Origin of the sequence: Chryseobacterium luteum, assembly GCF_000737785.1 — a bacterium.
Classification (GTDB): domain Bacteria; phylum Bacteroidota; class Bacteroidia; order Flavobacteriales; family Weeksellaceae; genus Chryseobacterium; species Chryseobacterium luteum.
In genome coordinates, this window is sequence record NZ_JPRO01000040.1 from 1 (window position 1) to 12,614 (window position 12,614).

At 38.3% G+C, this 12,614-nt stretch carries 11 protein-coding genes and 1 pseudogene; 8 read left to right on the top strand and 4 right to left on the bottom strand.

Features of this window, described 5'->3' with window-relative positions; genetic code table 11:
- The 3 genes and pseudogenes from IX38_RS21435 to IX38_RS21445 all read left to right on the top strand — a co-directional run.
- Positions 1-625, top strand: a pseudogene (locus IX38_RS21435) (DUF2723 domain-containing protein); the annotation flags it as partial.
- Between the two features lie 89 nt (positions 626-714).
- Complete coding sequence (locus tag IX38_RS21440) at positions 715-2,202, top strand: hypothetical protein (protein WP_034708095.1); 1,488 nt, start codon at positions 715-717, stop codon at positions 2,200-2,202.
- A gap of 117 nt (positions 2,203-2,319) precedes the next feature.
- Positions 2,320-2,850: a DUF1697 domain-containing protein gene (locus IX38_RS21445; protein ID WP_034708097.1), complete on the top strand. Its 531-nt coding sequence runs from the start codon at positions 2,320-2,322 to the stop codon at positions 2,848-2,850.
- A 72-nt stretch (positions 2,851-2,922) separates the two neighbouring features.
- Here the strand turns inward: IX38_RS21445 and budA are convergent, their stop codons facing one another.
- The 4 genes from budA to IX38_RS21460 all read right to left on the bottom strand — a co-directional run bounded on the left by budA (position 2,923) and on the right by IX38_RS21460 (position 5,512).
- Entirely contained in the window at positions 2,923-3,756 is an 834-nt protein-coding gene (gene budA, locus IX38_RS21450; RefSeq protein ID WP_228378019.1) for an acetolactate decarboxylase, read from the bottom strand.
- 2 nt (positions 3,757-3,758) lie between these two features.
- A complete protein-coding gene (locus tag IX38_RS21455; RefSeq protein ID WP_034708098.1) occupies positions 3,759-4,541 on the bottom strand; it encodes an SDR family NAD(P)-dependent oxidoreductase in 783 nt (260 codons plus the stop codon).
- A 70-nt stretch (positions 4,542-4,611) separates the two neighbouring features.
- Entirely contained in the window at positions 4,612-4,905 is a 294-nt protein-coding gene (locus IX38_RS23310) for a helix-turn-helix domain-containing protein (RefSeq protein WP_228378020.1), read from the bottom strand.
- Between the two features lies 1 nt (position 4,906).
- Positions 4,907-5,512 (bottom strand): cupin domain-containing protein, encoded by a 606-nt coding sequence (locus IX38_RS21460; protein WP_228378021.1) that lies wholly within the window; start codon positions 5,510-5,512, stop codon positions 4,907-4,909.
- Positions 5,513-5,671: 159 nt separating this feature from the next.
- On the opposite strand from IX38_RS21460, the gene kdsA reads away from it, so the two are divergent.
- The 5 genes from kdsA to IX38_RS21485 form a co-directional block, all read left to right on the top strand.
- A complete protein-coding gene (gene kdsA / locus IX38_RS21465) occupies positions 5,672-6,481 on the top strand; it encodes a 3-deoxy-8-phosphooctulonate synthase (RefSeq protein ID WP_034708099.1) in 810 nt (269 codons plus the stop codon).
- A gap of 44 nt (positions 6,482-6,525) precedes the next feature.
- Positions 6,526-8,727: a TonB-dependent receptor plug domain-containing protein gene (locus tag IX38_RS21470; RefSeq protein WP_034708101.1), complete on the top strand. Its 2,202-nt coding sequence runs from the start codon at positions 6,526-6,528 to the stop codon at positions 8,725-8,727.
- A gap of 187 nt (positions 8,728-8,914) precedes the next feature.
- The gene (locus tag IX38_RS21475; RefSeq protein WP_228378022.1) at positions 8,915-9,295 is read left to right on the top strand and encodes an HYC_CC_PP family protein; all 381 of its coding nucleotides are present in this window, start codon (positions 8,915-8,917) and stop codon (positions 9,293-9,295) included.
- A gap of 114 nt (positions 9,296-9,409) precedes the next feature.
- Entirely contained in the window at positions 9,410-9,883 is a 474-nt protein-coding gene (locus tag IX38_RS21480) for a DUF3347 domain-containing protein (RefSeq protein ID WP_034708103.1), read from the top strand.
- A gap of 87 nt (positions 9,884-9,970) precedes the next feature.
- On the top strand, positions 9,971-12,614 hold a 2,644-nt coding region (locus IX38_RS21485; protein ID WP_034708105.1), incomplete at its 3' end, for a multicopper oxidase domain-containing protein.

Sequence of the window (12,614 nt, forward strand, 5' to 3'; positions counted from 1 at the left end):
TACTCACTTTGATGAAACGGCTACCTCGAACATTATGAGCTACAGAATGGCAGCAAGCAGAGCAGCTTCGGCACTGGCATTAAGCGGACAGAAAGCTAAAGCAGTGGAAATACTGGACCTTGCTTCCAAAGAAATTCCTGCTGAAAAATTCAATGATCCACGTTCATTAAGTGCCATGGTAACCGGGTATATCATTGCAGGACAGGAGAAAAAAGGACTTCAGCTGGCAGAAATCCTTAAAAAGGGAATCTTTGAAGAATACGATTATTACTTAAGTCTGGATCGGGCTGACCAGAATTTTGCAAGAAGGCAAATGAGGACAAAACCGATGGAATATTCACTTGTGGTATCCGCTGTTACAGACGCTTATAAGAAATTAGGACAGGATGATAAAGCCTATGCTTACCTCGTAAAATCTATAGAGCCGATCGATAAAAAGTTCAATGCTTTTATCAAAGAGCTTCAGCAGATGGGGAAAGAAAAGGCGATAAAGGAGTCTGAAAATGTACAGAAGATCACTCCTTTCTACCAATATCTGTTTGATGTGATGGAACCTTTTGATTCTACTTATTCAAAAGAAAAGGAAAACCAGATCACTACGGCGATTATTAAAGTAACACAATAAATAATAGTAAAAACGGAACTTCGGTTCCGTTTTTTTGTTATTGGGATTCATCAATTTTAAGATTATATTTGTGAAACCAAAAATGCGTGATGGCAAAAAATAAAAGTAACAGGCTCCCGATTTATGCCGTAATTTTTACGGTAGTTTTTAAACTTCTTTTCTTATTGACTCATTATATCCAGGAAGATGCGTTCATTACCTGGAGGGTAGCACAAAATGTATTGGATTATGGAGTAATAGGTTTCAACGGTGAAACCAAAATTTCAGCTTCTACCACCCATCTGTACGTTTTTGTATCTTATTTTTTCAATCTGATCTTCGGTAAAGAATATTTCATAGAACCCCTTTTGATCTTCAATTCCATATTATTTACCGTCGGGACATTGCTTCTTGCCCATCTGGTACTTAAAAATCCCTGGCATAAAGCGGTTTTTATATTTTTAATAGGAATCCTGCCTCCTGCCATTAAGATTTCTATCCTGGGAATGGAGTACGGAATTCTTTTCTTTCTGGAAATGGCACTTCTGTATTACGGTTTCAGTAAAGGTAAAAAATGGGTACTGATTCTTCTGCCGGTTCTGATTATGTTGACAAGGATTGATACGGTCATTTTCCTGGGAATTGTATTTCTGGTTGATATTTTTTGGAACAGAAAAATCAGATGGAATTATATTTTGGGAGGAATTCTGGGCATTTTATCCGTACTTTCTTTTAACTGGTTATACTTCGGAGAATTGGTCAATAACACCATTGTGGCCAAAAAGCTTTTGTATGAACATGATTTTACTTTTGCACAGAATCTCAACTATTTCCTGGTAAGTTTCGGTAATTTCTGGGGAATGCTGAAGGTACCCGGAAGCTTCAATCCGGTCACGGTTATTGTATTGATTTTCGAACTGCTGTGTTTCATTTATCTTGTGAGACAGAGAGAAAGAAGGAATTATTTTCTATGGATGATCTTTCTTTTCGGATGGATAAAGCAGATTATTTTTATGTCTCAAAAAAGCTTATTCGACTGGTATTACTGGGTGCCGCAACTGTTGCTTTTCGTTCCGGTACTTATTTTTGTACTGGAGCTGAAAGAGAAACGAAATCTGTGGCTGTCCCTTCTGGTTGTATTCTATATTCTTCCGATGACCGTTTTCCAGACTGTACATTCTATTGCAACAGGAAACGGGGAGTGGAACTACCGCAGAAAGATCGGACTGTTTCTGAATACATATGAAAAAGATAAAAATCAGTGGATCCTGTTGGAGCCTGCCGGTTATGTTCCGTATTTTTCAGGGTTAAAAACCATTGATGAAGTAGGATTGGTGGACAAACAGGTTCAGACTGAAATAAAAAAAGATAAATCTAATTATTGGATCAATACCGTAAAAAACAGAAAACCAAAATACCTCCTTTCTTATAAAAATCTGTTTGAAGGAAATGAGGCGGCTTATTACCAGGCACATTACAGGCTTCTGAAAGAATTCAGGGTAAAAGACCACCTGAAGAGCGATAATAAAATTTTGGAGAAAATTTACCGACTTAAACCTTCCGGGACAGATTATAACCTGTATATTAAGGTTGATTAAAAGATTGAATAATTTAAAGATTTAAATATTGATAGAAGATTGAAATTAAAAATAGACTCTCCGATTCTCTCAACTCAAAGTCTGCAAACCTTCTCCCTTCTCCCTAAAACTAAAAATATGAAATACTGTGCTTTTCTCCGCGGCGTCAATGTAAAAGGAACCAATATGAAAATGGCTGACGTGTGCCAGGTCTTTAAAGAGGCCGGGATGCTGGATGTAAATTCTGTATTGGCTTCAGGAAATATTATTTTCTCCTCTGAAAAAAATGCAGCAGAACTGAAGAAAATGTTAGAAAAAGCGATGTCTGATCATTTTTCTTACGAAGCTTTTTTGTTTATAAAATCACAGGACGAAACACAGGTTTTCTGGAACAGTATTCCTTTTGAAAAAAATGAGGCTCTGCATATTTACGCTTTTGTTGGAAATCCCGGAGTGGAAAACGTTTTGATGTCAGAATTTGAAGCTGCTTCCAAAACTGAAAACGAAAAAGCTGAAATTGTTGAAGAAATACTTTACTGGCAGGTCCCGAAAGGAAATACCCTGGATTCTTCTTTCGGTAAGGTTCTGGGAAAGAAAAGCCTTAAAGATCAGTTCACCAGCCGGAATATCAATACTTTTGAAAAGATTTTGAAAAAGATGAGCTCATAAAAAAACAGTTCCCATATTTAATACAATATGGGAACTGTTGTAAAGTATATAATAGTATTTGAAAAAGTTGGATTATTTTCTCTGCTCCAAACGTTCTAAGGATTCATTATTTTTCTGTTCAAACTGAAAATTTTGGAAATCCTTATTGTCAGAAGTTTCAAGGTTGAAACTTTTCAATACGGCTACTGCTGCTTTTAAATTCTCAGCTTCAAAATCCAGGACATGTCCGCCCTGCTTTCCATCTGATGAAATAAAATGAAAATGGAAACCTTTGATATTGATTCCGTTCAAATATTCAGGAAGATAAAAACCAACCAGAGTACCTTCGGTATCCGAATAATCAAATATTTTTTGTTGGTGAGAAATAGAAGTTAAAGCAGGAAAAGGTTCTTTTTCTACAGGAGGGAAGGCCCTGGTTTTCACATGGGTAAATTTTCCTGTTATTTTTATGGCAAACATTGAATTTTTACCTTGTATATTTTTGCTTATTTCCTGCAGGGCAGAGTGGTGGTTTACTTTATTTTTAATAATGAAAATATGATCTGGTTTGAAGAAAGTAACAAAAGACAGAGATGTTTTAAACTGGTCTCCAGGTGTAACAGTCTGGCCTGTAGCCTTGGTTTGATATACCTGTCCGTCCAGTACTGTAAGTTCTCCATCCAGCATATCAGGTGCTCCCAATCCAAAATCGCCTTTTGATTTTACATCTTCCAGAGAAAGTGTTCCCTTATAAAGTCCGCCTATAAAGGCTTCTGCAATCCCATACTGATACAGGTGATTGTATTTTGCTGATTCCATTTTGTGATCTGTTGATGTATTTTTGAGTAAAGAATTGCTACTATTCGTCTGCTGTGCATTGAAGTGATTACTTGCTGCCCATAAAATTAAATAAAAGATATTTTTCATTTTTATCGTTGTCCTCCAATGGCTAAACCTCCATCTACCAGAATACTTTCGCCCATTATAAAAGAAGCTGCCGGGCTGCTGAGCCATAAAACCAGTTCCGCCACTTCTTCAGGAGCGGCAAAACGTCCTATCGGAGCATGTTTTTTGAATGGTTCTATTGCTTCCTCAGCGTTTTCTCCCGTGAAAAATCTGTCAAACATTGGAGTACGGATGTATCCCGGCTGGATACTGTTGATCCGTATACCCTCAGATGCTGTTTCAATGGTCAGGGCTTTTGTTAGCCCATCTATTGCAGCTTTACTTGCTGAATAAATTGCTGAACCGGAAGATGCACCTCTGGCCAGCCATGAAGAAGTATTGACGATTGTTCCACCGGTTCCCTGCTTTTTAAACTGTTCAATTTCATATTTACAGGCCAGCCATACGCCTTTTGTATTGATATTCATAACCTTGTCATATTCCTCTTCGGGCGTCTTGTCAATAGCTGAAAACTGTCCCTCAATTCCGGCATTATTGAATGCTACATCCAATTTTCCGAAATGTCTGACGGTTTCATTAATCAGATGCTGTACCTGATCGCTCTTTGAGACATCTGTCTGTACAAAATGTATTTTGTGATCTATTGAGCGCAGTTTTTCTAAAGCATCATTGCCCTGTTGCTCCCTACGGCCGGCAATAACGACTTGTGCACCATTTTTTAAAAATAATTCTGCAGCAGCCAGTCCAATACCTGTAGTGCCTCCCGTAATGAGTACTGTTTTTCCTTGAAAAGTTGGATGTGTCATAATTTGTTATTTAGATGACACAAAGTTCGGCGGTACTGTAGTAAAATAGTTATGCAGAACAAATCAAAGGTTATGATTTGGAAAGGATTCTTTTTCTGAACTGATTAGGAGCATCTCCTGTCTTTTTCTTGAAAGAAATAATAAAATTGGAAGAATGCTCAAAACCCAGGCAATAAGCAATTTCACTGACACTCCAATTGCTGAACCGGAGTAAAGATTTTGCTTCCGTCATGACCCGTCCGGAAATCCATTCTGAGGTAGTTTTACCTGTTGTTTCTTTAAGGGCTTTATTCAGATGGTTAGTATGTATGTTCAGCTGGGTAGCAAATTCATTTGCATTTTTTAGCAATATGACATTATCCAAACTAACGGGAAACTGTTTTCCCAGAAGTTCTAAAAATAATGTGCTGAAAAAAGGCGGCATTCAAATGTTGGTCATACGTTTGAGGCGGCTGCATTTTCATAGCCTCATGCATGATGATTTGGATATAATTCCTAAGAAGACTGTATTTATTATCATAATCCGACTGAGCCTCATTCAGCATGTTTTCATATACATTTTTCAACAGTTGTATGCTGGCTTCATCAGGAAAAAAAACATGTTCTCCTCCTGCTTTAAATAAAACCGATTGAGAGAGGCTCTCGTTTTTAAGCTCGGGGCTCACAAATTCCTCTGTAAAAAGACAGAAATAGCCCGTCTGTATTAAAGAGATAGGTTCCCAAGAATAAGGAATCATTGGATTGAGAAATACAATCGAAGGCTTATCAATTTTGATGAATTTATCGGCATAGCTTAATATTCCTGTTCCTTCGCACATCATGGATACTTTATAAAAATCTCTGCGGTAAACAGGTTTTAAGTTCTTGCTGCATTCAAAATCCTCTCTGCGGTATACATTGCAGTGAGTATCCTGATCATGTTCTTTTCCATGCAGAGCATAAAATTCTTCCAAAGTTTCTCTCGGTTTCATAGTATAAAGTTATAAAATAATAAAATACAACCGGGGTAATTCTAACCACGTAAGTGGTTAAAATTTCGTAATAGTTCCAGTAATAATTAAAGCTTTCAAATAATTTCCGATTCTGAAACTTTATAAGTATTTTTACTGAACTTTTTAATTTACATAAAAATGATCCAGTATTTAGATAATATCCATCACAAAGATTCAAAAAACTTTTTCCTTATTGCCGGCCCATGCATCATTGAAGGCGAAGATATGGCATTGAGAATTGCGGAAAAAGTAATCAGCATAACAGATAAATACAACATCCCATATATTTTCAAAGGAAGCTTTAAAAAAGCCAATAGAAGCCGCGTAGATTCTTTTACAACCATCGGTGAAGAAAAATCCCTTGAAATCCTTAGAAAAGTAGGAGAGACCTTCAACATTCCCACTACAACGGATATCCACGAAAATGAGCATGCCGCACTGGCTGCACAATATGTTGATGTACTTCAGATTCCTGCATTTTTAGTACGCCAGACCGATCTTTTGGTGGCTGCGGCAGAAACCGGGAAATGCGTAAGCCTGAAAAAAGGACAGTTCCTTTCCCCTGAATCCATGAAATTTGCCGTTCAGAAAATCACAGATTCCAATAACCAGAAAGTAGCTATTATTGAAAGAGGAAATTCTTTCGGATATACAGACCTGATCGTAGATTACAGAGGTATCCCTACCATGAGGCAGTATGCGCCGGTTATTCTGGATGTTACCCATTCATTACAGCAGCCTAACCAGAGTTCCGGGGTTACAGGCGGAAGACCGGATCTTATAGAAACGGTAGCTAAAGCCGGAATTGCTGTAGGAGCAGACGGAATTTTCATAGAAACGCATCCTACACCGGAAACCGCTTTGTCAGACGGAGCCAACATGCTAAGATTAGATTTATTAGAAGATTTGTTACAGAAATTAACAAGAATCAGAGAATCAATTTTGTAATTGTTAAAAAATCCCTATTTTTAGAAATTCTTAAAATATTTCTTTTGAAAAAACTAGTTTTACCACTAAGCCTTATGGTTCCCGTGCTTATTTTCTCTCAAAACAGAAAAAAAGACACTGTAGATAGAGTAACCGATATTGAGGAAGTCGTTTTCCAGAAAAAAGTGATCGGGAAAACAAATGACATTACCAATGTGAAAATCTCTGCGAAAGATGCAAAAGGAATCGCGACCATAGGTGGAGGAATTGAAGGTCTTCTTAAAACCCTGCCTTCCGTAAACTCCAATACCGAGCTGTCTTCACAATATATGGTACGTGGCGGAAACTATGACGAAAACCTTATCTATATTAATGATATTGAGATTTACAGGCCTTTTCTGATCAGAAACTCGCAACAGGAAGGGATGAGTATCATTAATCCCGATATGGTTTCGACGGTCAATTTCTCTGCCGGAGGTTTTGAGCCGAAATATGGTGATAAAATGTCTTCTGCACTGAATATTTACTACCGTGAGCCTGAAAAATTTGAACTTTCGGGAGAAGCAAGTTTAATCGGAGGAAGATTGACGGCAGGACTGGCTTCAAAAAATAAAAAACTGACTGCTTTATTTTCAGGAAGATACAGAAATACCAACCTGGTTCTGAATACACTGAACGAGGATACGGACTTTAATCCTACTTATTGGGATTTCCAGTCTTATATCAATTACCATGTCAACGATAAATTCTCCATGTCGTTCATTGGGTATTACTCCAAGAACGATTATGAAATGGTTCCAAAAGCCAAGAGTGTAACTTTTGGGAGCCTTCAGCAGCCGATTACAGTAAACATAGGCTATGGAGGAAAGGAGCAGGATATGTATAAAAATATGATGGGCACTTTCTCCCTGAACTATAAGCCTTCCGATCAGTGGAAGTTTACACTGGACAGTTTTGCCTATCAGAACAGAGAAAAAGAATACTATTCTATCGCTTCAAGCTATGAGATCCAGACTTTTGATCTTGTGACGGGAGCTCCTAACCCTTCTTTTGATGGTGGCGGACAGATAGAGCACGCGAGAAACGATCTGTTTGTAAGAACTTACGGAACCCAGTTCAGAGCAAAATTTTCACCTAATATTAATACCGATATAGAAGTCGGATTTAAATATGAAAAAGAAAACCTGAACGACAATACCAACGAATGGAAATTGGTAGATGCCGCCGGATACAGCATTCCGCGTCCTATTGATGATCCCAGAGGGTCGTCAGGAGACCTGGAACTGTTTTATCAGATCGCAGGCAAAAATAAAATTGAACCTTCAAGACTTTCTGCATATGCCCAGTATTCACAGAAATTTTATTGGGGAGCCAGTAAAATATTTGTTAACGCAGGTGCAAGAGTTTCAAACTGGAGCTTCAATAAAGAAACCATCTTTTCGCCAAGGTTCCAGTTTGCGGTAAAGCCTGACTGGGATACGGATATGCTTTTCAAGCTTTCCGGAGGTATTTATTACCAGGCTCCTTTCTATAAAGAGATCAAGGATCTGGACGGGAACTTCAATTCCAGTATAAAATCTCAGCGTTCCATGCAGTTAATTCTTGCCAATGACTACGAGTTTTATATGTATGACAGGCCATTTAAGCTTACTACAGAGGCTTATTACAAGAAAATGGACGATCTGATTCCTTATTATATGGACAACGTGAGAATCCGTTATTCCGGCAAAAATAATGCTTCAGGTTACGCTTATGGAATTGATACCAGATTATTCGGGGAATTTGTTCCGGGTGTAGATTCATGGTTATCTGCAAGTTATGCCAGGGTATATGAAAATATTGACGGAAGAGGAGATATTCCGAGACCTACTGATCAGAGATTCAGATTTGCGATGTTCTATCAGGATTATATGCCTAAATTCCCGTCAATGCGTATCAACCTTACATTGGTATACGCGATGGGACTTCCGAACGGTGCTCCTGTTTTTACCGATCCTTATCAGTATCAGAGAACATTGCCGGCTTATAAAAGAGTGGATTTAGGACTTTCAAAAGTATTTATTGATTCTAAAGACAAGAAAAAACGTTACGGTTTCTGGGGTAATTTTGAAGAATTAACCTTGGGAGTTCAGGTATTTAATGCATTTAACATCAACAATACCGTGGCCAACCAATGGATCACCGATTACAATTCAAGCGTAATGTATCCGGTTCCGGTACGTCTTACAGGACGTTTCTTTAATGTGAAACTTGAATTCAAACTGTAAAGACAGTGGTTAGAAATTAGAATTTGCCCGGCCAATGAAATATACTCAATCTGTAAAATCAGCGGGAGTACAAAATAAAGAAAGCTTCTGAATTATTCAGAAGCTTTTTCAATGAGCAGAATTTTATAACAAGTATACAGAATTTTATAACAGCGGTTCCCAGGATATTTTTACCTTTGCCTTACCAATGAAAAAGATTCTTGCCATATTGTTTTCTGTTTTTTACTTCGGGTTTTCTTCCGGAGCAGCTTTCAGTGTACATTTCTGTATGGAGGAATTGGTTTCCGTAAGCCAGAAAACTACGGATATCTGTGGCAAATGTGGTGTTAAGGAAAAAAAAGGATGTTGTAAAACAGAGGTTAAAGTCTTAAAAGTAGATGATTCCCAGAAGGCTGATCTCCTTAAGATCGATTTTCTAAGCCAGATTGCTCCTGCACCAGCACAGCATCAGTTTTTCTTTATCGACAAATCTTTTTCAGCTGCAAAATTTACTCTCATAAGAATTAACGGACCACCTGAATACAGGCCTGTTCCTATCTATATCAATCATTGTCATTTTAGAATTTAAGATCCGTCTGTTGCCTGGTGTGAATCGGGTGATCATACCTTCGCAGGCAACACGGCCCGGCGTATAACGCGTTTCCATTATTCTTAATTAAAATTAATTCTAAAATTTAAAACAATGAAAAAGTATATCATCACAGCAGTACTCTCTTTATTCTCAATTATTTCTCTTTCTGCGCAGTCTAAAAAAGACATCCAGGTTTCAAAATTATATCAGAACTATATTGCCATTAAATCAGCTTTGGCTTCCGATGATGCGGATAAAACCTCAAAAGCAGCAGCAGAATTCATTAAAACAGCCTCTACCGTTGATTACAAATTGGTTTCAGAGGGGAATCTCAATATTTTAAGAAAAGATGCCTCCGTTATTTCTGATGCCCGCAATATTACAGCCCAGAGAGAAACCTTTTCCAATCTTTCTGAGAATATGATCGCTTTGACAAAAGAATTTAAGCTTTCAGAAAAAACGGTTTACGTACAGTACTGTCCAATGGCCGATTCCAGCTGGCTAAGTGACGAAAAACAGATCATCAACCCTTATTACGGAAAATCTATGCTTTCCTGCGGAAGTGTAAAGTCAGAAATCAATTAATTTTTGTATTTATTTTTAAAACAATAAGTTACGTATCTTAAATTATAATTGACTTTAATATATGTACTTTTAAAAAGATCGGATATTATGAGAAAATTAATCATATTTCTGGTGCTTTTGTTCTCTGTTTTTACGCTCGCACAAACAACAAAAACCTATTATACCTGCCCGATGCATCCTGAGGTAGTATCTTCCAAACCAGGAGACTGTCCAAAGTGCAAAATGACACTGGTAAAAAGAACCGTTGTTTCAAAACCAAAAGCTAAGCCTCAGCCACAGCAGAAAGCAGAACAAAAGCCTGCAGAAATTAAACCTAATAAAGCTAAAATTCAGCCTAAAAAAACAAAGGTTAATGTAAAGTCAAAGGTTCAGGAAGTCAGAAAAGATAGACCTGAAACAAAACTTAATCTTCAGTCTAAAACTCCTAAGTCTCAATTAAAATCCCTGTCCGGTGCTGCTTACACTTGCCCAATGCATCCTGAAATCACTTCAGACAAGCCGGGGAAATGCCCGAAATGCGGAATGGAATTGGCAGAAAAAGAAAATCATCAGCATACAGCTTTAGAAGAACCGAAAACGGATGGATCTGTATTCAAAAAAAATTCTGAAAACGGAAAACTTACTTTCGGAGGAAAAACAGTGAGATATGATCTGTATGTAAAAGATACGGTGGTCAACTTTACTGGAAAAAACCGGAGAGCGATTGCGATCAACGGAAAGCTTCAGGCACCAACCTTATATTTCACGGAAGGGGATACAGCAGAGATTTATCTTCACAATATGCTTAAGGAAAATACAGGGCTTCACTGGCATGGCGTAGTCCTTCCCAATGAGCAGGATGGTGTTCCATACCTTACCACCAAGCCTGTAACACCCGGAGAAACTCATTTATATAAATTCAGAGTCTCTCAAAACGGAACCTATTGGTACCATTCCCATGAAGCTTTGCAGGAACAGATCGGGATGAACGGAATCCTGGTATTCAATAAAAGGGAAGGAGAGCCTAAGTCATCCTATAATGCTGAAATACCGGTATTATTAGGAGACTGGAGCGATGAAGACCCAATGCAGATTGCGAGAAGGCTTCACATGGCCAATACAGATTGGTATGCTATTAAAAAAAATGCAGTACAAAGTTATTGGGAGGCCATAAAATCCGGAAATTTTGGAACAAAAGCACTGAATGAATGGAAAAGAATGGAAGCTATGGATGTGAGTGATGTTTACTACGATAAATTCCTGATCAACGGACTGCCAGGCTCTGATTATTCAAATTTGAAAGCGGGCGATAAGGTCCGGCTGAGGATTGCCAACGGAGGTTCCTCGACTTATTTCTGGCTGAATTACGGCGGCGGAAAGATAAAAGTGATTGCCAATGACGGAAATGATGTGGTTCCTGTGGAAGTTGACCGTTTAATTGTTGGTGTCTCAGAAACCTACGATATTGAGGTAACCATTCCGGAGAATAAAAATTTTGAATTCCGCGCCACTTCTGAAGATAGAATTGGCCACGCTTCACTTTGGTTAGGTTCCGGTGAAAAAATTGAAGCCCCGGATTTGCCGAGATTAAAGCTTTTTGAAGGGATGAAAATGATGAACGGCATGATGGAAATGAGCGGAAATATGAAGCCTATGAATATGACGATGGGTAACCAGATGATGGATATGAATGAAGTGATGTACCCCGAACTTCCTGAAAGTCAAAGAAAAATGACGATGAACCACATGAACGAAATGATGGGAATTAAGACAAAGAAAGAAGATCATTCGGCGGTGGCTGAGACTCCCGAAACCACCGGACACGAAAATCACTCAGCAATGCAGATGAAGGAAGAAAAACCGATCAAAAGGCTGTCGTACAATCTGTTAAAATCACCTGAGAAAACAATCCTTCCCACAGAAAATGTAAGGGAAATGAAGTTTACACTGGAAGGAAATATGAACCATTATCTGTGGACCCTGGATAATAAAACTGTTACGGAAACAGATAAAATTTTAATTAAAAAAGGTGAGATTGTGCGGATTACGATGTACAATAATTCGATGATGCGCCACCCGATGCATCTTCACGGTCATGATTTCAGGCTGATTAATTCAAAAGGAGAATATTCCCCGCTGAAAAATGTGGTAGATATCATGCCGATGGAGACCAATACAATAGAATTTGCTGCCAACCAGGATGGCGACTGGTTTTTTCACTGCCACATCTTATATCACATGATGGCCGGAATGGGAAGAATTTTCAGTTATGAAAACTCAGCACCGAATCCGCAGCTGCCGGACAGAAAACTGGCCTGGAAAAGCTTTCTGAAAGACAATAAAATGATCAGCTCTATGGCAATGCTTGATATTCAGAGTAATAAACTTCATGCAGAAACAATGACAATGTTCGGGCCGAGGTGGGCCAATTTGAATCAGTTTCATTCCAACTGGGATTTTGATCATTTTGAAGGAAATTTTAAAGTCGGAAGATTCTTAGGAAAATTCCAGTGGGCTTTACCATATGCAGGTTTCAGAATCCAGAAAAATCATGAAATAATGGAACGGAAGATGGCAGAAGAAACGGGAATGGATTTTCACGGAAAGAAAACCTGGTTCGGACAGAATAAAGCTTCAAAAAATAAAGCAGTTTTCATTGTTGGTGCTCAATATCTCTTGCCAATGCTTGTTACAGCGGATGCAAGTGTTGACCAAAACGGAAAAGTGCTATTGGAATTAAGCAGGGAAGATA